We start from the raw sequence: 24110 nt of genomic DNA on the forward strand, positions 1-24110 counted from the left end.
GCATCCCCACCCGCCCGGCCAAGCTCACCAATCCAACCGGGCGATCCGCGACCAACCCCACCCCCGCCACGAGGGGCTGCGCCGTTCGCTGAAAATCCATGTAACCGCTTACACGGAAACGGATTTTTGCCGTAGCGGGTATCATGACCGGCTGACTTCACACAGGAGCCACCCGCTCATGCGCCGCAAGATCGTCGCCGGAAACTGGAAGCTGCATGGCAGCCGTCAATTCGCCAATGAACTGCTGGGGCAGGTCGCCGCCGGGCTGCCGCTGGAGGGGGTGGACGTGGTGATCCTGCCGCCGTTGCCGTACCTGGGCGAGCTGGTCGAGGACTTTGGTGATACCGGCCTGGCCTTTGGCGCGCAGGACGTGAGCAGCAACGAGAAGGGCGCCTACACCGGCGAGGTCTGCGCGGCCATGCTGGTCGAGGTCGGCGCCCGCTATGGCCTGGTCGGCCATTCCGAGCGCCGCCAGTACCACCATGAGAGCAGCGAGCTGGTCGCGCGCAAGTTCGCCGCCGCCCAGCACGCCGGCCTGGTGCCGGTGCTGTGCGTGGGCGAGACCCTGGAACAGCGCGAGGCCGGGCAGACCGAAGCGGTCATCGCCAGCCAGCTGGCGCCGGTGCTGGAACTGGTCGGCGCAGCCGGCTTCGCCAAGGCCGTGGTCGCCTACGAGCCGGTCTGGGCCATCGGTACCGGCCGTACCGCGACCAAGGAGCAGGCGCAGCAGGTGCACGCGTTCATCCGTGGCGAAGTCGCGCGTATCGATGCTAGAATCGCTGATTCACTGCCCATTGTTTACGGCGGTAGCGTGAAGCCCGACAATGCCGGGGAACTGTTCGCGCAGCCGGATGTCGATGGTGGGCTGGTCGGCGGCGCCTCCCTGGTGGCCGCGGACTTCCTGGCCATCGCAAGGGCGGCGGCCGCGAACTAATCCTAGAAGTATTGTCCGAGGGCGGTTTCCAATGCTGATGTTGATCCTCAATGTCGTCTACGTGCTGGTCGCTGTGGCCATGATCGCGCTGATCCTGATGCAGCGTGGTTCGGGTGCGGCGGCGGGTTCGGGCTTTGGTGCCGGTGCCTCGGGTACGGTGTTCGGTGCGCGCGGCGCCTCGAATTTCCTGTCCAAGTCGACCAAGTGGCTGGCCGTCGTGTTCTTCGGCATCAGTCTCTTCATGGCCTGGTATGCCGGTCATGGCAGCCGCCCGGCGGCCGACCAGGATCTGGGTCTGATGTCCGCCCCGGCGGCAGTCGCTCCGGCGGCTCCGGCGGGCGAGCTGCCGGCCGTTCCGAAGGCCGATGCGGTCCCGGCCGCCCCGGTTCCGGCTGCGAATGTGCCGGCTCAGGCGGAATCTTCGGTTTCTGGTGAAGAAAAGCCTTCGGAAGGCTCCCAGAAACGCTGAAGCCGGTTACAATACGCGGCGCATCGGGAAGATAGTCTGATGTGATCGTTTGCCCAGGTGGCGGAATTGGTAGACGCACTACCTTGAGGTGGTAGCGACGCAAGTCGTAGGGGTTCGAGTCCCCTCTTGGGCACCATTTGTAAGTAAAGCGGGTTCGTCTGGCGCGCAAGGCGCCAGGCAGATTCCCGTCCACTCCCCCATGCCAAAGCGCCTGCAGGCGCAGCGGCAGAGGCAAGAGAGAATCGCTGTGCTGGCCGAATATTTGCCGTCTCTGCTGTTTCTGATCGTTGCCACCGGTATCGGCATTACGCTGATGCTGGTTGGTCGATTCCTCGGTCCCCGCCGCCCCGATCTGGAAAAGCTGTCGCCGTACGAGTGCGGCTTCGAGGCCTTCGAAGACGCGCGCATGAAGTTCGACGTGCGCTACTACCTGATCGCGATCCAGTTCATCGTCTTCGACCTGGAAATCATCTTCATCGTGCCGTGGACCCAGGTCTTCATGGAGCTGGGTGCCCGTTCGCTCATCACCATGGGCCTGTTCGTCGGCATGCTGTTCCTCGGTTTCATTTACGTCTGGAAGAAGGGAGCGCTGGAATGGGAGTGATTCAGACTCTCGATGGCCTCATGAACAACCCGTCGCCGGAAGGCCGGGTTGATGACATCCTGCGGCCGGAAGGCGACAACCCGCTGCTGGAAAAGGGCTTCGTCACCACCAGCGTCGACGCACTGCTGAACTGGGCGCGCACCGGCTCGATGTGGCCGATGACCTTCGGCCTGGCCTGCTGCGCGGTCGAGATGATGCACGCCGGCGCCGCGCGCCTGGACCTTGACCGCTACGGCGTGGTGTTCCGTCCGTCGCCGCGTCAGTCCGACGTGATGATCGTGGCCGGTACCCTGGTCAACAAGATGGCCCCGGCGCTGCGCAAGGTCTACGACCAGATGCCGGACCCGAAGTGGGTCATCTCGATGGGTAGCTGCGCCAACGGCGGTGGCTATTACCACTACTCCTATTCTGTGGTGCGCGGCTGTGATCGCGTGGTGCCGGTGGACGTCTACGTCCCGGGCTGCCCGCCGACCGCCGAGGCGCTGGTGTACGGGATCCTGCAGCTGCAGAAGAAGATCTGGCGTACACAGACCATCGCCCGCTGACCCCTTCACCTGACAAGAGCGCGCCAAGCCCCCATGGCAGAGCAAGCATCCTTCATCGACCGACTCTCCGCACGTTTCGCAGGTGCGAAGGTCATCGTGGTCGAACCCCGCGGCGAAGTGACGCTGGAAGTGCCTGCCGCCGAGTGGCACGCCACCGCCCTGGCGCTGCGTGACGAGTTTGGTTTCGAGCAGGCCGTGGATCTCTGCGGCGTCGACTACCTCGGTTATGGCTCCGACGAATGGGACACCGCCGACGTGTCCTCGCAGGGCTTCAGCCGTGGCGTCGAAGGCAAGGCCCAGGGCCGCTTCGCGTGGGGCGAGTTCCCCACCGAGGAAAACGGTGCCGACGGTGCCCGCCCGCAGCACATGCCGACCCAGCGCTTTGCCGTGGTCGCCCAGCTGCGTTCGTACCAGCACAACCTGATGATGCACCTGCGCTGCTTCGCCCCTGACGAAGCGTTGCCGGTAGTGTCCTCGCTGACCGGCATCTGGCCGGGCCTGAACTGGTTCGAGCGCGAAGCGTTCGACCTGTACGGCGTGATCTTCGAAGGCCACCCGGACCTGCGCCGGATCCTGACCGACTACGGTTTCGTCGGCCATCCGTTCCGCAAGGATTTCCCGCTGATCGGCAATGTCGAAGTCCGCTACGACGAAGAAAAGAAGCGCGTGATCTATGAACCGGTCACCTCGGTGGAGCCGCGTGTCGGTGTGCCGCGCGTGATCCGCGACGACGCCCGTCTGCAGACCGCAGAAGGTGAGCGCGCGCAGGAGGCAGTGAAGTGAGCGAGTTCCACCAGGCCCGCGAAGCGTTCGCGAGCAATCCGGCCGAAGCACGGCAGGAAATCCGCAACTACACCATGAACTTCGGCCCGCAGCATCCGGCCGCGCACGGTGTGCTGCGCCTGATCCTGGAAATGGACGGCGAAACCATCATGCGCGCCGACCCGCATGTGGGTCTGCTGCACCGTGGTACCGAAAAGCTGGCCGAGTCCAAGCCGTTCAACCAGTCGATCGGCTACATGGATCGCCTGGACTACGTGTCGATGATGTGCAACGAGCACGCCTACGTGCGCGCGATCGAGACCCTGATGGGCATCGAGGCGCCGGAGCGTGCGCAGTACATCCGCACCATGTACGACGAAATCACCCGCATCCTCAACCACCTGATGTGGCTGGGTTCCAACGCGCTCGACCTGGGTGCGATGGCGGTGATGCTGTACGCCTTCCGCGAGCGCGAAGAGCTGATGGACTGCTATGAAGCGGTCTCCGGCGCGCGCATGCACGCGGCGTACTACCGTCCGGGCGGTGTCTACCGCGACCTGCCGGACCACATGCCGAAGTACAAGGAATCGCGCTGGCACAAGGGCAAGGCGCTGAAGCAGCTCAATGCTTCGCGCGAGGGCTCGCTGCTGGACTTCCTGGAGAACTTCACCGTCGAGTTCCCCAAGCGCATCGACGAATACGAAACCCTGCTGACCGACAACCGTATCTGGAAACAGCGTACCGTCGGCATCGGCGTGGTCACTCCGGAACTGGCCCACCAGTGGGGCATGACCGGCGTGATGCTGCGCGGCTCGGGCATCGCCTGGGACCTGCGCAAGAAGCGTCCGTATGCCAAGTACGATGCCGTCGATTTCGACATCCCGCTGGGCAAGGAAGGCGACTGCTACGACCGTTACCTGGTCCGCGTTGCCGAAATGCGCGAGTCCAACCGCATCATCAAGCAGTGCGTGGCATGGCTGAAGGCCAACCCCGGCCCGGTCATGGTCAAGAACTTCAAGGTCGCTCCGCCCAAGCGCGAGGACATGAAGGACGACATGGAAGCGCTGATCCACCACTTCAAGCTGTTCAGCGAAGGCTATTGCGTGCCGGCCGGCGAGACCTATGCGGCAGTGGAAGCGCCCAAGGGCGAGTTCGGCTGCTACCTGGTCTCCGACGGCGCTAACAAGCCGTTCCGCGTGCACCTGCGCGCACCGGGCTTCGCCCACCTGTCCTCGATCGATTCGATCGTGCGCGGCCACATGCTGGCCGACGTGGTGGCGATGATCGGTACCTACGACCTGGTGTTCGGCGAGGTTGACCGGTAATGCCGTCCGCCACGCCAACGCCCGCTGCAGGCAGCCGGCGCAAGCCGGCGCCGCAGTTTCTGGAATTTCACGTTATGCATTTCGCTGAGGTCGGCCGATGAAGGCGACAGGTAATTTCGAGGCGGCGCGCGACGTCGACCCGATGGTGGTGCTGAGCGACAAGACCCGCGCTCACATCGATCACTGGCTGTCCAAGTTCCCGCCGGACCGCAAGCGCTCTGCCGTGCTGCAGGGCCTGCATGCGGCCCAGGAGCAGAACCAGGGCTGGCTGACCGACGAACTGATCGCCGGCGTGGCCAAGTACCTCGACCTGCCGCCGGTGTGGGCCTACGAGGTCGCCAGCTTCTACTCGATGTTCGAGACCGAGAAGGTGGGCCGCAACAACGTGGCCATCTGCACCAACATCAGCTGCTGGCTCAATGGCGCCGAGGACATCGTCCGCCATTGCGAGAAGAAGCTGGGCATCAAGCACGGTGAATCGACCCCGGACGGCCGCGTCTACCTCAAGCGCGAGGAAGAGTGCCTGGCCGGCTGCGGTGGCGCGCCGATGATGGTCATCAACGGTCACTACCATGAGCGTCTGACCCTGGAAAAGGTCGACGAGCTGCTGGACGGGCTGGAGTAAGGGCATGGCACATCACCACGAATCCAAGGGTCCGGTCGGCCCCGCGCCGCTGCCGCACCAGGTGGTCTACACCACCCTGCATTACGACACCCCGTGGTCGTACGAAAGCTACCTGAAGACCGGTGGCTATGCTGCCCTGCGCAAGATCCTCGAAGAGAAGATCCCGCCGGAGCAGGTCATCGAGATGGTCAAGGCCTCGGGCCTGCGCGGGCGCGGTGGCGCAGGCTTCCCGACCGGCCTGAAGTGGTCCTTCATGCCCAAGGGCAACATGCAGAAGTACATCCTCTGCAACTCGGACGAATCCGAGCCGGGCACCTGCAAGGACCGCGACATCCTGCGCTACAACCCGCATTCGGTGGTGGAAGGCATGGCGATCGCCTGCTACGCCACCGGTTCGACCGTGGGTTACAACTACCTGCGCGGTGAGTTCCACCACGAGCCGTTCGAGCACTTCGAGCAGGCCCTGGCCGACGCCTATGCGAATGGCTGGCTGGGCAAGAACGTGATGGGCTCGGGCGTGGACATCGACATCTACGGTGCGCTGGGCGCCGGTGCGTACATCTGCGGCGAAGAAACCGCGCTGATGGAATCGCTGGAAGGCAAGAAGGGCCAGCCGCGCTACAAGCCGCCGTTCCCGGCCAACTTCGGCCTGTACGGCAAGCCGTCGACGATCAACAACACCGAAACCTACGGTTCGGTGCCGGCGATCATCCGCAACGGTCCGGAGTGGTTCAAGGGCCTGAGCCTGACCGCCAATGGCGGCCCGAAGTGCTTCTCGGTGTCCGGCTGCGTGCAGAACGGCGGCAACTTCGAAGTGCCGCTGGGCACCAAGTTCCACGACCTGCTGGAAATGGCCGGTGGCCTGCGTCCGGGCCGCACCCTCAAGGGCGCGATCCCGGGCGGCGTGTCGATGCCGGTGCTCACCGCGGCCGAGCTGAAGGATCTGCCGATGGACTACGACACCATCCGTGCGCTGGGCTCCGGCCTGGGTTCGGGTGCGATCGTGGTGCTGGACGACAGCGTCTGCTGCGTCAAGTTCGCCTGCCGCATCAGCCAGTTCTTCCACAAGGAATCGTGCGGCCAGTGCACCCCGTGCCGTGAAGGCACCGGCTGGATGCACCGCGTGCTGGAGCGCATCGTCGCCGGCAAGGCCACGATGGAAGACCTGCACCAGCTGAAGGCGGTGGCCGGCCAGATCGAAGGCCACACCATCTGTGCGTTCGGTGAAGCGGCTGCATGGCCCATCCAGGGCTTCCTGCGCCAGTTCTGGGACGAATTCGAGTACTACATCGTCAACGGTCATTCGATGGTTGACGGCAAGAAGGTGGAGGCAGCCGCCGCATGAGCGCGCAACCCGTAAACCCGAACGTGCCACCGGATCACGTGACCATCGAAATCGATGGCAAGTCGCTGGTCGTGCCCAAGGGTTCGATGATCATCCAGGCGGCCGACAAGGCCGGCATTTCGATTCCGCGCTTCTGCTACCACGAGAAGCTGCCGATCGCCGCCAACTGCCGCATGTGCCTGGTGGACGTGGAAAAGTCGCCGAAGCCGGCGCCGGCCTGTGCCACCCCGGTGATGGATGGCATGAAGGTCGCCACCCGCAGCGAGAAGGCACTGAAGTTCCAGCGCTCGGTGATGGAGTTCCTGCTCATCAACCACCCGCTGGACTGCCCGATCTGTGATCAGGGCGGCGAGTGCGAGCTGCAGGACGTGTCGCTGGGCTATGGCCGTTCGGTCAGCCGCTTCAACGAGCGCAAGCGCGTGGTGCCGGACGAGGACATGGGCCCGCTGGTCGCCACCGAGATGACCCGCTGCATCCAGTGCACCCGCTGCGTCCGCTTCACTGCCGACGTTGCCGGTACCTACGAGCTGGGTGGCATGTACCGCGGTGAGAACCTGCAGATCGGTACCTTCGATGGCAAGCCGCTGACCACCGAGCTGTCCGGCAACGTCGTCGACGTCTGCCCGGTCGGCGCGCTGACCAACAAGGTGTTCCAGTTCCGCGCCCGCCCGTGGGAACTGACCGCGCGCGAATCGCTGGGCTACCACGACGCGATGGGGTCGAACCTGTTCCTGCACGTGCGTCGCGGCGAAGTGCTGCGCACCGTGCCGCGCGACAACGAAGCCGTGAACGAGTGCTGGCTGTCCGACCGTGACCGCTACTCGCACCAGGGCCTGTACAGCGAAGACCGTGCGGTCAAGCCGCTGCGCAAGGTCAATGGCGAGTGGAAGGAAGTGAGCTGGGCCGAAGGCCTGGCCGCGGCCGCCGAGATCCTCAAGGCCAACCAGGGCGACAACCTGGGCGTGCTGGTGCATCCGTCGACCTCGAACGAGGAAGGCGCGCTGCTGGCCCGCCTGGCCAAGGGCCTGGGCTCGAGCAACATCGACCACCGCATCAACAACCGCGATTTCTCCGACGCCGCAACCGCCGAAGTGTTCGGCCTGCCGCTCGCCGAGATCGAAGGCGCCGACCGCATCGTCGTTCTGGGCAGCAACATCCGCCACGAACTGCCGCTGCTGCACGCCCGCCTGCGCAAGGCGCAGACCACCAACGGCGCGAAGATCCACGTCGTCAACCCGGTGGACTTCGACTTCGCCTTCAGCATTGCCGGCAAGCAGATCGTCGCGCCGTCGAAGTTCGTCGACGCGCTGGCCAACGCCGAGCTGCGTTCGGCAGTGCAGGGCGGCAACAACACCGTGCTGATCGTCGGTGGCATCGCCGAAAACCACCCGCAGGCTGCCGCGATCCGCGCCGCCGCGCGTGACTTCGCCGCTGCGACCGGTGCCAAACTGTGCCGCATCCCGCAGGGTGCCAACGCCGTTGGCCTGACCCGCGCAGGTGTGCTGCCGGCCGGCAAGGACGTCGCCGCAATGCTGGCGCAGCCGCGCCAGGCCTACGTGGTGTACGGCCTGGAGCCGGGTCTGGACTTCGCCGACGCTCCCGCCGCGCGCAAGGCGCTGGTCGGCGCCAAGGTGGTGGCCTTCAGCCAGTTCGCCTGCGTCTCCACCCGCGACGTTGCCGACGTGATCCTGCCGATCGGTGCGCTGCCGGAAATCGACGCCACCCTGACCAACCTCGATGGTCGCGAGCAGTCGGCGCGTGCCGGCGGCAAGCTGCCGGGCGAGGCCCGTGAGGGCTGGCGCGTGCTGCGCGCCCTGGGCGGTGAGCTGGCGGTAGCCGGTTTCGACTTCACCGACCTGGCCGGCCTGCGCGCCAGCCTGGCCCCGGTGTCGGTCACCGTTGCCGCCTCGGCACAGCCGGTGGTTGCCGGCGAAGGCCTGGAAGTGGCTTCGACCGCCGCGATCTACCGCACCGATGCGGTGGTCCGTCGCGCCCCGGCGCTGCAGTCGCATCCGCTCAACAACGCCCCGCGCATCGTGCTGAACGCTGAAGATGCCGCTCGCCTGCAGCTGCAGGAAGGGCAGATGGCCAAGGTCGGCACCGATGCCGGCAAGGCCACCCTGCCGGTGGTGGTCGACGCCCGCGTCGCTGCGGGTTCGGTCTGGATTGAATCGGGCCACGGCGCGACCGCGCCGTTGGGTGCCGCTCGCGTAACGGTGGTGGCTGCATGAACGAATTGCTGTTGAACGCGGTCGATCCGCTGCACCAGTGGCTGCTTGGCCTTGGTGACATCGGCGCGCTGATCTGGATCATCCTGAAGATCCTGGTGATCACCGTTCCGGTGATCATCTCGGTGGCCTTCTACGTGGTCTGGGAACGCAAGCTGATCGGCTGGATGCACGTCCGCCACGGCCCGATGTACGTGGGCATGGGCATCTTCCAGGCCTTCGCCGACGTCTTCAAGCTGCTGTTCAAGGAAGTGGTCCAGCCGAGCAGCGCCAACAAGGCGATCTACCTGCTGGCCCCGCTGATCACCCTGGCCCCGGCTTTCGCAGCCTGGTCGGTGGTGCCCTTCGATTCGCAGATCGTGCTGTCCAACGCCAACGCCGGCCTGCTGTACCTGCTGGCGATGACCTCGCTGGGCATCTACGGCATCATCCTGGCCGGTTGGGCATCCAACTCGAAGTATGCGTTCCTGGGTGCGATGCGCGCCTCGGCGCAGATGATCAGCTACGAGATCGCCATGGGCTTCGCCCTGGTCGGCGTGATGATCGCGTCGGGCAGCCTGAACCTGAGCAACATCGTGATGGCGCAGGCCGGCAATTCCGGTTTCTTCGACTGGTTCCTGCTGCCGCTGTTCCCGCTGTTCGTCATCTACTGGGTGTCGGGCGTTGCCGAAACCAACCGCGCGCCGTTCGACGTGGTGGAAGGTGAATCGGAAATCGTCGCCGGCCACATGGTCGAGTACTCGGGCGGTGCGTTCGCGCTGTTCTTCCTGGCCGAATACGCCAACATGATCCTGATCAGCTTCCTGATCTCGATCTTCTTCCTTGGTGGCTGGCTGAGCCCGATCCAGGGCTGGGTCAACTTCGGCGACGTCTCACCGCTGGTCGACTGGATCTGGAAGGGCGGTGCACCGTGGCTGTTCGTCAAGGTGTTCTTCTTCGCCAGTGCCTACATCTGGTTCCGTGCCAGTTTCCCGCGCTTCCGCTATGACCAGATCATGCGCCTGGGCTGGAAGGTCTTCATCCCGCTGGCCATTCTGTGGATCGCGGTTACCGCCGTCATGGTGTTCTTCGGCGTGATTCAAAAGGGCGTCTAAGTGATGAACAGGATTACCCATTACTTCAAGAGCCTGCTGCTGCTCGAACTCCTGGGTGGCCTTTGGCTGACGCTGAAGTACAGCTTCAAGCCCAAGTACACGATGATGTACCCGATGGAGAAGTTCCCGCAGTCGCCGCGCTTCCGTGGCCTGCACGCCCTGCGCCGTTACCCCAACGGTGAAGAGCGCTGCATCGCCTGCAAGCTGTGCGAAGCGGTGTGCCCGGCGCTGGCCATCACCATCGACTCGGCCAAGCGCGAAGACGGCACCCGCCGTACCACGCGCTATGACATCGATCTGTTCAAGTGCATCTTCTGTGGCTTCTGCGAAGAAAGCTGCCCGGTGGACTCGATCGTCGAAACCCACATCCTCGAGTACCACTTCGAGAATCGTGGCGAAAACATCGTTACCAAGCCGCAGCTGCTGGCCCTGGGCGACCGTCTCGAGTCCGAGATCGCCGAGCGTCGCGCCGCCGATGCCGCTTACCGCTGAGGTCGAGAGATGGATTGGGTAAATATCGCTTTCTGGGTGTTCGCCATCGCGGCAACGGTTTCGGCCGGTGCGGTGATCAGCGTGCGCAACCCGGTTCACGCCGTGCTCTGCCTGGTGCTGACCTTCTTCTCCATTGCCTGCGTGTGGCTGCTGGTGGGTGCCGAGTTCCTCGGCGTCGCCCTGGTGCTGGTCTACGTCGGCGCGGTGATGGTGCTGTTCCTGTTCGTGGTGATGATGCTCGACATCGACCCCACCAAGCTGCGTGAGGGCTGGGTGCGCTACCTGCCGGTCGGCCTCATCGTCGCGGTGGCGATGCTGGCGCAGATGCTGATCCTGATCGGCGTCAAGGCGCGCTCTGTCACGCCGTTCCCGGCCGACAACGCCGCTGCGGTCGCCGCCGACAGCTCCAACGTCACCTGGCTGGCGCGCACGCTGTTCACCGAGTACCTGCTGCCGTTCGAGTTCGCCGCGGTCATCCTGACCGTGGCCGTGGTTGCCGCCGTGATGCTGACCCTGCGCCGCCGTACCGGCGTGAAGAGCCAGAACCCGGGCGAGCAGACCATGGTCAAGGCCGGCCAGCGCCTGCGCATGGTCAAGATGGGCGCCGAAGCACCGGTCGTGCACAGCAACAGCAAGCCGGCCGCCGGCGAGGAGACCCAGCCGTGATTACCCTTGGCCACATGCTTGCGCTTGGCGCGGTGCTGTTCGCCATCAGCCTGGCCGGCATCTTCCTCAACCGGAAGAACGTCATCGTCCTGCTGATGTCGATCGAACTGATGCTGCTGTCGGTGAACATCAACTTCGTCGGCTTCTCGCGTCAGCTGGGCGATCCGTCCGGCCAGCTGTTCGTGTTCTTCATCCTGACCGTCGCCGCCGCGGAAGCCGCCATCGGCCTGGCGATCCTGGTGACCCTGTTCCGTACCCGCCGCACGATCAATGTCGGCGAAGTCGATTCGTTGAAGGGCTGATCCACAGATGGAAATCACTCTCTCCAAGAGTCTGTTGATCGCAGTGGTGCTTGCACCGCTGTTCGGCAGCATCATCGCCGGCCTGTTCGGTCGCCAGGTCAAGCGCTTCGGCGCGCAGACCATCACCATCCTCGGCGTCGCGGTGGCCTGCGGCCTGTCGATGTACACGCTCTACCAGCTGCTCTGGGGCGGTGCGCAGCCGTTCAACCAGAACATCTACACGTTCTTCGAAGTCGGCCAGTACTCGGCCCACGTCGGCTTCATGGTCGACAAGCTGACAGCGATGATGATGGTGGTGGTGACCTTCGTGTCGCTGCTGGTCCACATCTACACGATCGGCTACATGCAGGACGATCCGGGCTACCAGCGGTTCTTCAGCTACATCTCGCTGTTCACCTTCTCGATGCTCACCCTGGTGATGAGCAACAACTTCCTGCAGCTGTTCTTCGGCTGGGAAGCGGTGGGCCTGGTGTCGTACCTGCTGATCGGCTTCTGGTTCAAGCGCCCGACCGCGATCTTCGCCAACATGAAGGCGTTCCTGGTCAACCGCGTTGGTGACTTCGGCTTCCTGCTGGGCATCGCCGGCGTGCTGTGGGTGTTCGGCACCCTGGACTACTCGCAGGTGTTCTCGCAGGCCGGCATGCTGGCTGACCCGCGCGCCCAGCTGCAGATCTGGGACGGCACCCTGTTCGGCATGCAGCTGCTGAACGAGCCGGTGATCTGGTCGATCGCCACCGTCATCTGCATCTGCCTGTTCATCGGTGCCATGGGCAAGTCGGCCCAGGTTCCGCTGCACGTGTGGCTGCCGGATTCGATGGAAGGCCCGACCCCGATCTCGGCGCTGATCCACGCCGCGACGATGGTGACCGCCGGTATCTTCATGGTCACCCGCATGTCGCCGCTGTTCGAGCTGTCGCAGACCGCGCTGAACTTCATCCTGTTCATCGGTGCCACCACGGCCTTCTTCACCGGCCTGATCGGCATCGTGCAGAACGACATCAAGCGCGTCGTCGCGTACTCCACGCTGTCGCAGCTGGGCTACATGACGGTTGCACTGGGCGTGTCGGCGTACTCGGCCGCCGTGTTCCACCTGATGACCCACGCCTTCTTCAAGGCGCTGCTGTTCCTGGGCGCCGGCTCGGTCATCATCGCGATGCACCACGAGCAGGACATGCGCAAGATGGGCGGCCTGCGCAAGTACATGCCGATCACGTTCGTCACCATGTGGATCGGTACCCTGGCCCTGGTCGGTACGCCGTTCTTCTCCGGCTTCTACTCGAAGGACACCATCATCGAGGCGGCCGAGATCCACGCCCACATGCAGAACAGCTGGGTGGCCACCTATGGCTACTGGGCAGTGCTGGGTGGCGTGCTGGTGACCAGCTTCTACAGCTTCCGCCTGCTGTTCCTGACCTTCCACGGCAAGGAGCGCTTCCGCGACGCGCATGATGATCACGGCCATGGCCATGACGATCACCATGCCGCCGACGCCCACCACGGCGATGCCCATGACGACCACGGCCATGGCCACGGTGCGCATGAGCCGCACGAAACCCCTTGGGTGGTGACGCTGCCGCTGATCCTGCTGGCCATTCCGTCGATCGCCATCGGTTTCTTCAGCATCGGTCCGATGCTGCACGGCACCGACTGGGCCGGCCACCATGCGCACGAGGCCATCAAGGGCCAGGCGCAGACGTTCTTCACCGGCATCGTGAACTTCTACGATCCGGCCAAGAACACCGTTGGCTTCCTGGGCGAAGAGTTCCATGGTCCGGTGGCGTTCGCGCTGCACGGCATGATGCTGCCGCCGTTCTGGCTGACCCTGGCGGGCTTCCTGCTGGCTGCACTGTTCTACCTGTGGAAGCCGGACCTGTCGGGCAAGGCGCGCAAGACCTTCGCCCCGCTGGTGTCGGTGCTGGAAAACAAGTACGGCTTCGACAAGCTGTGGATCGATGGCTTTGCCGGTGGCAGCGTCAAGCTGGGCAAGGTCGCACGCTGGATCGACAGCAACATCGTCGACGGCGTGGTCAATCTTTCGGCACGTGTTGTGGACGTCGCAGCCGGCGTGCTGCGTCGTACCCAATCCGGTTTCCTCTATCACTACGCCTTCGCGATGATCATCGGCCTGATTGCCCTTCTGGGCGTGCTGATGCATTACCTGCGTTGATGACCTGTACGGAATAAGAAGACGTGTCGAACTGGCCTCTACTCAGTGTCCTCATCTGGCTGCCGATCATCGGTGGTGCCCTGATCCTTGCGATCCGTGATGCGCAGACCGCCCGCTGGGCGTCGCTGGGCGTAGCGGTGCTGACGTTCGTGGCGAGCCTCTCGCTGCTGAGCGGCTACAACGCGGGCATCGACGGTCTGCAGTTCGTCGAGACCCATGCCTGGATCCCGGCGTACAAGATCGGCTACAACCTGGGCGTGGACGGCATCGCCGTGGCGCTGATCCTGCTGACCACCCTGGTCAGCGTGCTTGCCCTGATCGGCGCCTGGAGCGCCATCGACAAGCGCGTCAACCAGTACGTGGCCGCCTTCCTGATCCTGGAAGGCGTCACGGTCGGTATCTTCTCGGCCACGGACGCGATGCTGTTCTACGTGTTCTTCGAGGCGATGCTGATCCCGATGTTCCTGATCATCGGTGTCTGGGGCGGCCCGCGTCGCATCTACGCCGCGCTGAAGTTCTTCCTGTACACCTTCCTCGGCTCGGTGCTGATGCTGGTGGCGCTGATCTACCTGTACATGAAGGGGGGCAGCTTCCAGCTGGCCGACCTGTACGCGCTGCCGCTGTCGGCCAAGGAACAGACCTGGATCTTCTTCGCCTTCCTGATCGCCTTCGCGGTCAAGGTGCCGATGTTCCCGGTCCACACCTGGCTGCCGGATGCCCACGTGGAAGCGCCGACCGCCGGTTCGGTGATCCTGGCCGCCATCGCCCTGAAGATCGGTGGCTACGGCTTCCTGCGCTTCAACCTGCCGATCGTCCCGGACGCGTCGCAGGAATGGGCGTGGCTGGTGATCGCGCTGTCGCTGATCGCGGTGATCTACGTCGGCCTCGTCGCCCTGGTGCAGGACGACATGAAGAAGCTGATCGCCTATTCGTCGATCGCGCACATGGGCTTCGTCACCCTGGGCACGTTCATTGCCCTGTGGCTGGTGCGTGAAGCCGGCAACGCCGATGCCGCCCGCCTGGGCCTGCAGGGCGCCATGGTGCAGATGATCTCGCACGGCTTCGTGTCGGGCGCGATGTTCTCCTGCGTCGGCGTGCTGTACGACCGCATGCACAGCCGCCGCATCGCCGATTACGGCGGCGTGGTCAACGTGATGCCGTGGTTCGCCACCTTCGCCATGCTGTTCTTCATGGCCAACGCGGGCCTGCCGGGTACCAGTGGTTTCGTCGGCGAGTTCATGGTCATCCTGTCGGCCTTCCAGCGTAATCCGTGGATCGCGCTGGGCGCGGCCACCACCCTGATCATCGGCGCCGCCTACACCCTGTGGCTGTACAAGCGCATCTTCTTCGGTGAAGTGGCCAACAGCCATGTTGCCGAACTGAAGGACATCAACGGCCGCGAATGGCTGGTGCTGGGCGTGTTCGCCATCGGCGTGCTGGCCCTGGGCATCTACCCCAAGCCGCTGACCGACCTGATGGAGCCCTCGATCGCGAAGCTGGCGATGCAGATCGCATCCAGCAAGCTGCTGTAATTCCAGGATTTGATGATGACCACCTCGCCGCTGCTGCCATTGACCGCCGCTGACCTGCCACCGCTCGCTCCCGAGCTGGTGCTGATCGGCAGCGCCTTCGCCCTGATGATCCTCGACCTGTTCGTCAGCAACCGGAACAAGATCGTCACCCACCTGTTCTCGCTCGCTGCGCTGGCCGTGGTGCTGTTCATGCTGGCCACTGGCGTGGGCGGGCAGGGGGGGGTCTTCCATGGCATGTTCGTGCGTGATACCGCCGCGGACGTGATGAAGACCGGGATCGTGCTGCTCAGCGGCCTGACCCTGGTCTACGGCTGGCGCTATCTGCGCGACCGCAATCTGTTCCAGGGCGAGATTCCGGTGCTGATCCTGTTCGGCACCGCCGGCATGATGATCCTGGTCTCGGCCGGCAGCCTGCTGATGGTCTACCTGGGCCTGGAACTGCTGGCGCTGTGCTCCTACGCCCTGGTCGCCAGCAACCGTGAGAACGGCCTGGCCTCGGAAGCGGCGATGAAGTACATCGTGCTGGGTTCGCTGGCTTCTGGCCTGCTGCTGTACGGCATGTCGCTGATCTACGGCGCCACCGGCAGCCTGCACCTTGACGTCATCCGCGAGGCCATCCCGCACTCGGAAGAGCGCGTGCTGCTGATCACCGGTGCGGTGTTCATGATCGCCGGCGTCGCCTTCAAGCTGGGTGCCGCGCCGTTCCACATGTGGCTGCCGGACGTGTACCAAGGTGCCCCGGCACCGATCGCACTGTTCATCAGCTCGGCGCCGAAGCTGGCCGCGTTCGGCATGGCCTACCGCCTGCTGGAAATGGGCGTGGGCCCGCTGTCGACCGAACTGCAGCTGCTGATCGCCGGCCTGGCCGCGGTCTCGCTGGTCATCGGCAACCTGATGGCCATCGCGCAGAGCAACCTCAAGCGCATGCTGGCGTTCTCCACCGTCTCGCACATCGGCTTCCTGCTGATGGGCATTGCCGGTGGCGGTTCGCAGGGCTATGCCGCCGCACTGTTCTACGCACTGGCCTACGCCATCATGTCGACCGCCGCCTTCGGCGCGATCATCGCGCTGTCGCGTGCCGGCTTCGAAGCCGAGAACATCGAAGACTTCAAGGGCCTCAATGCCCGCAACCCGTGGATGGCCGGCCTGGTGCTGTGCATCATGGCGTCGCTGGCCGGCATCCCGCCGTTCCTGGGCTTCTGGACCAAGCTGGCGGTGCTGGGCGCGGCCGTCAACGGGGGCCTGCTGTGGCTGGCCATCCTTGGCGTGCTGTGTGCCGTGGTCGGCTGCTTCTACTACCTGCGCGTCATCAAGGTCATGTACTTCGATGAGCCGGTGGGCGAGGCCATGCCGCGCAGCAACGACCGCGTGCTGGGCCTGGTGCTGGGCGTGAACGCGCTGGCGCTGCTGGCGCTGGGCCTGGCCTGGAACCCGATCATGGTCTGGTGCCAGCAGGCATTTGCGCATCTTGCATAAAAGTTGACACAAAGCTGCGCGATTCGTGTAATATGCGCAGCCTGAGTTGTCACTGCAGCGGTTCAGCCAGAACATCGTTGCGGTAGCCCTCCTCGAAAGAGCAGGGCAGCAGTTCAAACACTTCCGGTGCGGGGTGGAGCAGTCTGGCAGCTCGTCGGGCTCATAACCCGAAGGTCGCAGGTTCAAATCCTGCCCCCGCTACCAACACATCGAATCGGCGCCAACCAGTTCGATGAATGAGGAAAAGCTTGCAGGTTTTGAAGTTATGCCTCATAATTCCGCTTCTGATGCGGGGTGGAGCAGTCTGGCAGCTCGTCGGGCTCATAACCCGAAGGTCGCAGGTTCAAATCCTGCCCCCGCTACCAAGTAAAGAGATCGCCTTCGAAGTCCTGCTTCGAGGGCGTTTTTCTTTGGGGCCTGCATCGTTTCTGCGTGATTGGGGTCAGATCCCTTTTCCCGTGGAAAAGGGATCTGACCCCGGGTCCGCACCTTGCACCAGCGCGGTGCAGTCGCTATCATCAGCGACCTAGCAGTACCCCTGAAGGCGGCCTCCCAGCGGGAGTCCGGACCCGGAAGGAGGGCCGCAACCGGCAGGCACTGCAGGTTGCAACCGGAATCCAGTCACCGGAGTCTTTCCGGAAAAGGGGCCCAGCGGGCCCTTTGTCGTTTCCGGGGCGTCATGTTTTCACGCCGGCCAAGGCCGGCACCCAACCAAGAGATCAAGGCAGGCTGTGAGCGACAAGGCAACCGACATCGCGAATCTGCTCGCCCCGACCGTTGTGTCGCTGGGCCTGGAGCTGCTGGGCGTTGAGTATCTGCCGGCCCCCGGCGGTGCGACCCTGCGCCTTTACATCGACGTGCCGCTGGCTGAACAGCCCGAGCGCATCATCAATGTCGACGACTGCGAGCGGGTCAGCCGCGAAGTGTCGGCGCAGTTGGACGTCGAAGACCCGATCAGCGGCAATTACACGCTGGAAGTGTCCTCGCCGGGCGTCGACCGCCCGCTGTTCAACCTGGAGCAGTTCGCCCGCCACCAGGGTGAATCGGCCAAGGTCACGCTGAAGCTGCCGCAGGACAATCGCCGTCGCCTGCAGGGCCGCATCGAAGCGACCGACGAGGCCGCGGGCACCATCACCTTCATCGTCGACAGGGCCGAAGTGGTCGTGTCGGCCGACAACATCGACAAGGCACGGATCATGCCCGACTGGGTGGCGCTGGGGCTGGCCCCGAGCAAGCCGACCGGTCCGGCACCGAAGCGTCCGAAGCCGAACACGAATTCTTCTTCCAACGAGCCGGCGGCAAAGAAGCCGCGCGCGGAGTGAGCCAATGAGCAAGGAACTGTTGCTGGTAGTCGACGCGGTCGCCAACGAGAAGGGCGTGCCGCGTGAAGTGATCTTCGATGCCATCGAGGCCGCCCTGGCCTCGGCAGCGAAGAAGCGCTATCCCGACGAGGAAGTGCTGACCCGCGTGGTCATCGACCACAAGGATGGCAGCTACGAAACCTTCCGCCGCTGGGAAGTGGTGGCCGATGACGTGGTCATGGAATCGCCTGATCGCCAGATCCGCCTGATGGACGCCGTCGATGAAGCCGAAGGCGTGGACGTCGGCGACTACATCGAAGAGCAGATCGAGAACCCGGACTTCGGCCGCATTGCTGCCCAGGCCGCCAAGCAGGTCATCGTCCAGCGCGTGCGCGAAGCCGAGCGCCAGCAGGTCGTGGATGCATGGAAGGATCGCGTGGGTGAGCTGATCACCGGCGTGGTCAAGCGCGCCGAGCGCGGCAACATCTATGTCGACCTCGGTGGTAACGCCGAAGGCTTCATCCCGAAGGACAAGGGCATTCCGCGCGACGTGCTGCGCGCCGGTGACCGCGTGCGCGGCTACCTGGCCGAAGTCCGTTCGGAACCGCGTGGCCCGCAGCTGTTCATCAGCCGCGCCGCCCCGGAATTCATGATCGAGCTGTTCAAGCTGGAAGTGCCGGAAGTCGGCCAGGGCCTGGTGGAAATCAAGGCCTGCGCCCGCGATCCGGGCGACCGCGCCAAGATCGCCGTGCTGGCCCACGACCAGCGCACCGATCCGATCGGTGCCTGCATCGGCATGCGCGGTTCGCGCGTGCAGGCCGTGTCCAACGAGCTCAATGGCGAGCGCGTGGACATCGTGCTGTGGAACGACAACCCGGCCAACTTCGTCATCAACGCGATGGCGCCGGCCGAAGTGCAGTCGATCATCGTCGATGAAGACAAGCACTCGATGGACCTGGCTGTCGCTGAAGACCGCCTGGCCCAGGCGATCGGCAAGGGCGGCCAGAACGTGCGCCTGGCCAGCCGCCTGACCGGCTGGCAGCTCAACGTGATGACCCAGGACCAGGTCACTGCCAAGTCGGAGGCCGAGCAGGCTTCGGCCCGCCAGCTGTTCATGGACAAGCTGGAAGTGGACGAAGAGATCGCCGGCATCCTGGTCAGCGAAGGCTTCGGCACCGTCGAGGAAATCGCGTATGTCCCGGTTGGCGAACTGCTGGCCGTGGAAGGTTTCGACGAAGACATCGTCGAAGAGCTGCGCGCTCGTGCCCGCGATGCGCTGCTCAATGAGGCCCTGGCAGTCGAGGAAGGCCTTGAAGACGGCCAGCCGGCGCAGGACCTGCTGTCCCTGAAGGGCATGGACGAAGCCACCGCGTATGCGCTGGCCGGCCACGGCGTGCGCACCAGTGAGGACTTGTCCGACCTGGCCGCCGACGAGGTCATGGACTTCGGCATCGAAGGGCTGGACCAGGCGCGCGCCGCTGCGCTGATCCTGGCCGCGCGTGCCGAGGAGATCGCCCGACTGGAACGCGGCGAATGAGCCGGCAATGAACAGGGCCCTGAGCCGCTCAGGGCGTAGAATCCGCGCCACCTCCAGATGCGGGGGGGCGCCCACAAGATCATAGGATCCGAATGTCGCAGCAAACCACCATCCGCAAGCTTGCCGAACTGGTCAACACGCCGGTCGAAAAACTGCTGGAACAGCTGGCCGGTGCCGGCATGAAGTTCAGCGGTCCCGACCAGGTCGTGACCAGTACCGAGAAGGTGAAGCTCCTGGGCTTCCTTCGTCGTTCGCATGGCAAGCCCGAGCAGGCCCCGGAAGAGACGGATCAGTCCGCAAAGAAGATCACGCTCAACCGCCGGAAACAGCAGGAAGTGACGGTCAGCTCCGGTCGCAGCAAGACGACCGTGAATGTCGAGGTGCGCCAGAAGCGTACCTACGTCAAGGATGGTGCTCGCGCCATGACCCCGGACGAAGAGCGCGCCGACATCCTGCGCAAGCTGGAAGAGTCGCGTGCGCGCAACCTCGCCGAACAGCAGGCCCTGGCCGAGAAGGATCGTCTGCGCGACGAAGCCATCGTCCGTGCCCGTGAGGAAGAGGTTGCGGCCAAGGAACGCGCAGAGGCCGAGAAGAAGGCCGCCGAGGAAGCTGCGGCCGCCGCCAAGGCTGCCGAGGCGCTGGCTGCCAGCAAGCCCAAGCGCGCTCCGATCGATGAAACCGCGCCGCGCCCGCCGCGTGCTCCGGCCGCCGCTCCGGCTGCGCCGCGCAGCGCTCCGCCGCCGCCGCGCAACGACGACCGCAACAACCGCAGCGCGCCGCGCAACGAGCGTGGCCCGGGCGACCGTTTCGCCGGCCAGATGCACCTGTCGGCTGCCGACCGCGCGCGTCGTGGCAACAGCAACAACAGCAACACCCGTGGTCGTCCGGGCGGGCGTAACCAGGCCGGTGGCCGTCGCGACATGTCGCGCGGTGGCAACAATGCAGGTCCGCACGCCTTCGAGCGTCCGACCGCGCCGGTGGTGCGTGAAGTGGCGATCGGCGACACGATCACCGTGGCCGACCTGGCGCAGAAGCTCGCGCTGAAGGGCGGTGAGGTGGTCAAGGCGCTGTTCAAGATGGGCGTGATGGCCACCATCACCCAGTCCATCGACCATGACACCGCCGCGCTGGTGACCGAAGAACTCGGCCACAAGGCGATCCGTGCCAACGACAACGATGCCGAAGACGCACTGCTGGCCTCGACCGGTGAAAACCAGGGCGAAGCCACCCAGCGTCCGCCGGTGGTCACCATCATGGGCCACGTCGACCACGGCAAGACCTCGCTGCTGGATTACATCCGCCGCACCAAGGTCGCCACCGGCGAAGCCGGCGGCATCACCCAGCACATCGGTGCCTACCACGTGGATACGCCGAAGGGCGTGATCAGCTTCCTGGATACCCCGGGCCACGCGGCATTCACCTCGATGCGTGCGCGCGGCGCCAAGCTGACCGACATCGTGGTGCTGGTCGTGGCCGCCGATGACGGCGTCATGCCGCAGACCAAGGAAGCGATCCAGCACGCGCGTTCGGCGGGTGTGCCGCTGATCGTGGCGATCAACAAGATCGACAAGTCCGACGCCGACCCGATGCGGGTCAAGAACGAACTGCTGTCCGAGCAGGTCGTGGCCGAAGACTTCGGTGGTGACACCCAGATGGTGGAGATCTCGGCCAAGACCGGCCTGGGCATCGACGACCTGCTGGACGCCATCTCGATCCAGGCCGAACTGCTGGAACTGAAGGCCGTCGACGAAGGCCGCGCTTCGGGCGTGGTGATCGAATCGTCGCTGGACAAGGGCCGTGGCCCGGTCGCCACCGTGCTGGTGCAGCAGGGCCGCCTGAAGAAGGGCGACTACCTGGTGTGCGGCATCCAGTACGGCCGCGTGCGTGCGCTGTTCGACGAAACCGGCAAGCAGCCGGAGTTCGCCGGCCCGTCCATCCCGGTGCAGGTCCTGGGCCTGTCCGGCGTGCCGGAAGCGGGTGACGACTTCGTGGTGGTCGAGGACGAGCGCCTGGCCAAGGACGTTGCCCAGCAGCGCGAAACCAAGCGCCGTGAATCGCGCCTGGTCGCCACCGCCGGCAGCCGCATGGAAGACATCATGGCGACCCTGGGCAAGGGCGAGGGCCAGCAGGTCCTCAACCTGGTCATCAAGGCCGACGTGCAGGGTTCGGTGCAGGCCCTGAGCCAGGCACTGGTCGCGCTGTCCAACGAAGACATCCGCATCAACGTGATCCACTCCGGCGTGGGCGGCATCACCGAGTCGGACGCCAACTCGGCGGCCGCTTCGAAGGCCACCGTCATCGGCTTCAACGTGCGTGCGGATGCTTCGGCCCGTCGCATCATCGAATCCAACGGCGTTGACCTGCGTTACTTCTCGATCATTTATGACGTGATCGACCAGGTGAAGCAGGTGGCCTCCGGTCTGCTGGGCGTGGAGATCCGCGAAGAGATCATCGGTATCGCCGAGGTCCGCGACGTCTTCCGCAGCTCCAAGCTGGGCGCCGTCGCCGGTTCGATGGTCATCGAGGGCGTGGTCAAGCGCAACAAGCCGATCCGCGTGCTGCGCGACAGCGTGGTGATCTTCGAGGGCGAGCTGGAATCGCTGCGTCGCTTCAAGGAGAACGTCGAGGAAGTCCGCAACGGTACCGAGTGCGGTATCGCGGTGAAGGCCTACAACGACGTCAAGCCGGGTGACCAGATCGAGTGCTTCGAGCGTATCGAAGTGCCGCGCACCCTGTAATTGCTGCAACGGACCAGCCCTCACGGGCCGGTCCGCCCCCTGGTGGGGCCCGACCAATGTCGGGCCGCTCCTCCTGGTAGGACCCGACCTTGGTCGGGTCACATTTGAATCGAGAGCCCGACCGCGTGCCCAAGACTTTCCATCGAACCGACCGTGTCTCCGCCCAGCTGCGCCGTGAACTCGGCACCCTGGTGCACAACGCCGTGCGCGAGCACGGGTTGCCCTCGGTGAGCGTGTCCGACGTGGAAATCACCCGCGACATGGCCCATGCCAAGGTATTCGTCACTGCGTTGATGCCGGAACGTTCGGCTGAAGCCGTGGCCGGCCTGAAGGAGCTGGGCTATCGCCTGCGCATGGACCTGGCCCGAGCGATGAAGCTGCGCCACGTGCCGGAGCTGCATTTCCACTACGACGACTCGGTCGACCGTGGTGAACACATCGACAACATCCTGCGCGACCTGCCCGATACGCTGGCCGCCGAGAAGCGTCGCGAGAGCGACGAAGAATAACCGCGCGACGCCGGGCATGCCCGGCGTTGTTGCATTCCGGCTGCGCGATGTCTGATGCAGACCGCGCTGCAGCAGTCGAGCATGGCTCGACTCTACAAACTCCTGTCATGACCCGAATTCAGTTCCGCCGCCTGGATGGCATCCTGCTGCTCGACAAGTCGACCGGCATGAGCTCCAACGCCGCCCTGCAGGTGGCCCGTCGCCTGTTCCGTGCCGAAAAGGGTGGCCATACCGGCAGCCTCGATCCGCTGGCCACCGGCCTGCTGCCGCTGTGCTTCGGCGAGGCGACCAAGATTGCCGGACTGTTGCTCGGCTCGGCCAAGGCCTACGACGCCGAGATCATGCTGGGCCAGACCACCGACACCGATGACTCCGAAGGCCAGGTGCTGCTGCAGCGCGCGGTGCCGGCGATCAGTGCCGAGGCCCTGCAGGCGGCGCTGGTGCCGCTGACCGGCAACATCCGCCAGCGTGCCCCGATCTATTCGGCGCTGAAGCAGGGTGGGGAGCCGCTGTATGTGAAGGCCCGCCGCGGTGACGTCATCGAAGCGCCGGAACGCGAGGTGCAGGTGCATGCCATCGAGGTACTGGAGCAGCAGCCGGAACGGCTGCGGCTGCGCGTGACCTGTGGCTCCGGCACCTATATCCGCAGCCTGGCCCGCGACCTCGGCGAAAGCCTGGGCTGTGGCGCCCACATCAGCGCGCTGCGCCGGCTGTGGGTCGAGCCGTTCCGCGAGCCTGCCATGGTCACGCTGGATCAACTGCGGGCGATGGTCGAGGCGGGCGACGAGGCCGGCATGGACGCGCTGCTGCTGCCGCTGGCGGCCGGCCTGGCTGAATACCCGCGGGTCGACCTCGATGCCGACCAGGCCCACCGCTTCTGCGTCGGCCAGCGCCAGCGCGACCTGTCCTGGCCGCATGGCCTGGTGGCCGTGTTTGGCCCGGACGATGCTGTCCAGGGCCTGGGCCAGGTCGATGACAGTGGCCTGCTGGCCCCGCAGCGTCGTTTCAACCTCTGACCTGGGCCGGGCGGTTCAGCCCCGGTCCTTGTCCCGGAAGCCCCCGGCCGTTACAATTTCGCGGCCGTTTTCCGGCAGCCTGCCTCGCGCAGGTTTCATCCTCGTAGTCCACGGCGAGCCTGGCGGTGCGCGAAGCGCGTTCCTGCCGGCCACGCATCACAGAGAAAAAAGAAATGTCGATCGACACCCAGAAGGTCATTGAAGACAACAAGCGCAGCTCGGCTGACACCGGCTCCCCGGAAGTCCAGGTTGCACTGCTGACCGCCCGCATCGAACTGCTGACCGGCCACTTCAAGACCCACAAGAAGGACCACCACAGCCGCCGCGGCCTGCTGCAGATGGTCAACCGCCGTCGCAGCCTGCTCGACTACCTGAAGAAGAAGGACGTCGAGCGTTACAAGGCCCTGATCGAGAAGCTTGGCCTGCGTCGCTAAGCAACGAAT

Annotated in this window: 22 protein-coding genes and 3 tRNA genes; all 25 read left to right on the plus strand. The window is 64.9% G+C overall.

Translation table 11 applies throughout. The features are described 5' to 3' along the window. The first annotated feature begins 178 nt into the window (after window positions 1-178). Window positions 179-934 (plus strand): triose-phosphate isomerase, encoded by a 756-nt coding sequence (tpiA, locus tag N5D91_RS06480; protein ID WP_153855817.1) that lies wholly within the window; start codon window positions 179-181, stop codon window positions 932-934. A 31-nt stretch (window positions 935-965) separates the two neighbouring features. Further along, window positions 966-1403 carry a preprotein translocase subunit SecG gene (gene secG / locus N5D91_RS06485; protein ID WP_164161536.1) on the plus strand — a complete coding sequence of 146 codons (438 nt, stop codon included), beginning with the start codon at window positions 966-968 and terminating at the stop codon, window positions 1401-1403. A 51-nt stretch (window positions 1404-1454) separates the two neighbouring features. Beyond that, a tRNA-Leu gene (locus N5D91_RS06490) sits at window positions 1455-1539 on the plus strand. 111 nt (window positions 1540-1650) lie between these two features. Then, entirely contained in the window at window positions 1651-2007 is a 357-nt protein-coding gene (locus N5D91_RS06495; RefSeq protein WP_008265012.1) for an NADH-quinone oxidoreductase subunit A, read from the plus strand. After that, complete coding sequence (locus N5D91_RS06500; RefSeq protein WP_005417936.1) at window positions 1998-2552, plus strand: NADH-quinone oxidoreductase subunit B; 555 nt, start codon at window positions 1998-2000, stop codon at window positions 2550-2552. The genes N5D91_RS06495 and N5D91_RS06500 overlap by 10 nt, the downstream gene beginning before the upstream one ends. Before the next feature lie 33 nt (window positions 2553-2585). Continuing rightward, window positions 2586-3335, plus strand: a complete 750-nt coding sequence (locus N5D91_RS06505) for an NADH-quinone oxidoreductase subunit C (protein ID WP_005410462.1) — start codon at window positions 2586-2588, stop codon at window positions 3333-3335. Then, window positions 3332-4639, plus strand: a complete 1308-nt coding sequence (locus N5D91_RS06510) for an NADH-quinone oxidoreductase subunit D (protein WP_110712985.1) — start codon at window positions 3332-3334, stop codon at window positions 4637-4639. Before N5D91_RS06505 ends, N5D91_RS06510 begins: the two co-directional genes overlap by 4 nt. A 97-nt stretch (window positions 4640-4736) precedes the next feature. Then, window positions 4737-5264, plus strand: coding sequence for an NADH-quinone oxidoreductase subunit NuoE (gene nuoE / locus N5D91_RS06515; RefSeq protein WP_005410460.1), 528 nt, complete (start codon window positions 4737-4739; stop codon window positions 5262-5264). 4 nt (window positions 5265-5268) lie between these two features. Then, window positions 5269-6609, plus strand: a complete 1341-nt coding sequence (nuoF, locus tag N5D91_RS06520) for an NADH-quinone oxidoreductase subunit NuoF (RefSeq protein WP_005410459.1) — start codon at window positions 5269-5271, stop codon at window positions 6607-6609. After that, complete coding sequence (nuoG, locus tag N5D91_RS06525; RefSeq protein ID WP_110712984.1) at window positions 6606-8840, plus strand: NADH-quinone oxidoreductase subunit NuoG; 2235 nt, start codon at window positions 6606-6608, stop codon at window positions 8838-8840. The genes nuoF and nuoG overlap by 4 nt, the downstream gene beginning before the upstream one ends. Further along, window positions 8837-9931 (plus strand): NADH-quinone oxidoreductase subunit NuoH, encoded by a 1095-nt coding sequence (gene nuoH / locus N5D91_RS06530; protein WP_006381129.1) that lies wholly within the window; start codon window positions 8837-8839, stop codon window positions 9929-9931. The genes nuoG and nuoH overlap by 4 nt, the downstream gene beginning before the upstream one ends. A 3-nt stretch (window positions 9932-9934) precedes the next feature. Next, the gene (nuoI, locus tag N5D91_RS06535; protein WP_006381128.1) at window positions 9935-10423 is read left to right on the plus strand and encodes an NADH-quinone oxidoreductase subunit NuoI; all 489 of its coding nucleotides are present in this window, start codon (window positions 9935-9937) and stop codon (window positions 10421-10423) included. 9 nt (window positions 10424-10432) lie between these two features. Beyond that, window positions 10433-11089, plus strand: coding sequence for an NADH-quinone oxidoreductase subunit J (locus tag N5D91_RS06540; protein ID WP_075677133.1), 657 nt, complete (start codon window positions 10433-10435; stop codon window positions 11087-11089). Beyond that, complete coding sequence (gene nuoK / locus N5D91_RS06545) at window positions 11086-11391, plus strand: NADH-quinone oxidoreductase subunit NuoK (RefSeq protein WP_005410454.1); 306 nt, start codon at window positions 11086-11088, stop codon at window positions 11389-11391. Before N5D91_RS06540 ends, nuoK begins: the two co-directional genes overlap by 4 nt. Before the next feature lie 7 nt (window positions 11392-11398). Further along, on the plus strand, window positions 11399-13558 hold the full coding sequence (nuoL, locus tag N5D91_RS06550) for an NADH-quinone oxidoreductase subunit L (protein WP_110712983.1): 2160 nt from the start codon (window positions 11399-11401) through the stop codon (window positions 13556-13558). A gap of 23 nt (window positions 13559-13581) precedes the next feature. Next, window positions 13582-15090: an NADH-quinone oxidoreductase subunit M gene (locus N5D91_RS06555; protein WP_049437087.1), complete on the plus strand. Its 1509-nt coding sequence runs from the start codon at window positions 13582-13584 to the stop codon at window positions 15088-15090. 15 nt (window positions 15091-15105) lie between these two features. Beyond that, window positions 15106-16566 carry an NADH-quinone oxidoreductase subunit NuoN gene (nuoN, locus tag N5D91_RS06560; protein ID WP_180853736.1) on the plus strand — a complete coding sequence of 487 codons (1461 nt, stop codon included), beginning with the start codon at window positions 15106-15108 and terminating at the stop codon, window positions 16564-16566. A gap of 127 nt (window positions 16567-16693) precedes the next feature. Next, window positions 16694-16770, plus strand: a tRNA-Met gene (locus N5D91_RS06565). Window positions 16771-16854: 84 nt separating this feature from the next. Next, window positions 16855-16931: transfer RNA gene (locus N5D91_RS06570), tRNA-Met, on the plus strand. Window positions 16932-17297: 366 nt separating this feature from the next. Beyond that, window positions 17298-17888 carry a ribosome maturation factor RimP gene (gene rimP, locus N5D91_RS06575; RefSeq protein ID WP_180853735.1) on the plus strand — a complete coding sequence of 197 codons (591 nt, stop codon included), beginning with the start codon at window positions 17298-17300 and terminating at the stop codon, window positions 17886-17888. Window positions 17889-17892: 4 nt separating this feature from the next. Beyond that, window positions 17893-19404 (plus strand): transcription termination factor NusA, encoded by a 1512-nt coding sequence (gene nusA, locus N5D91_RS06580; RefSeq protein ID WP_005410449.1) that lies wholly within the window; start codon window positions 17893-17895, stop codon window positions 19402-19404. A 92-nt stretch (window positions 19405-19496) separates the two neighbouring features. Further along, window positions 19497-22142: a translation initiation factor IF-2 gene (infB, locus tag N5D91_RS06585; protein ID WP_032128650.1), complete on the plus strand. Its 2646-nt coding sequence runs from the start codon at window positions 19497-19499 to the stop codon at window positions 22140-22142. A gap of 125 nt (window positions 22143-22267) precedes the next feature. Further along, window positions 22268-22651, plus strand: a complete 384-nt coding sequence (gene rbfA, locus N5D91_RS06590; RefSeq protein WP_005410447.1) for a 30S ribosome-binding factor RbfA — start codon at window positions 22268-22270, stop codon at window positions 22649-22651. Between the two features lie 107 nt (window positions 22652-22758). Then, a complete protein-coding gene (gene truB / locus N5D91_RS06595) occupies window positions 22759-23667 on the plus strand; it encodes a tRNA pseudouridine(55) synthase TruB (protein ID WP_110712981.1) in 909 nt (302 codons plus the stop codon). A 173-nt stretch (window positions 23668-23840) separates the two neighbouring features. After that, on the plus strand, window positions 23841-24101 hold the full coding sequence (gene rpsO / locus N5D91_RS06600) for a 30S ribosomal protein S15 (protein WP_005410445.1): 261 nt from the start codon (window positions 23841-23843) through the stop codon (window positions 24099-24101). Window positions 24102-24110 lie beyond the last annotated feature (9 nt).

Source organism: Stenotrophomonas sp. GD03794, assembly GCF_029842145.1.
Classification (GTDB): domain Bacteria; phylum Pseudomonadota; class Gammaproteobacteria; order Xanthomonadales; family Xanthomonadaceae; genus Stenotrophomonas; species Stenotrophomonas riyadhensis.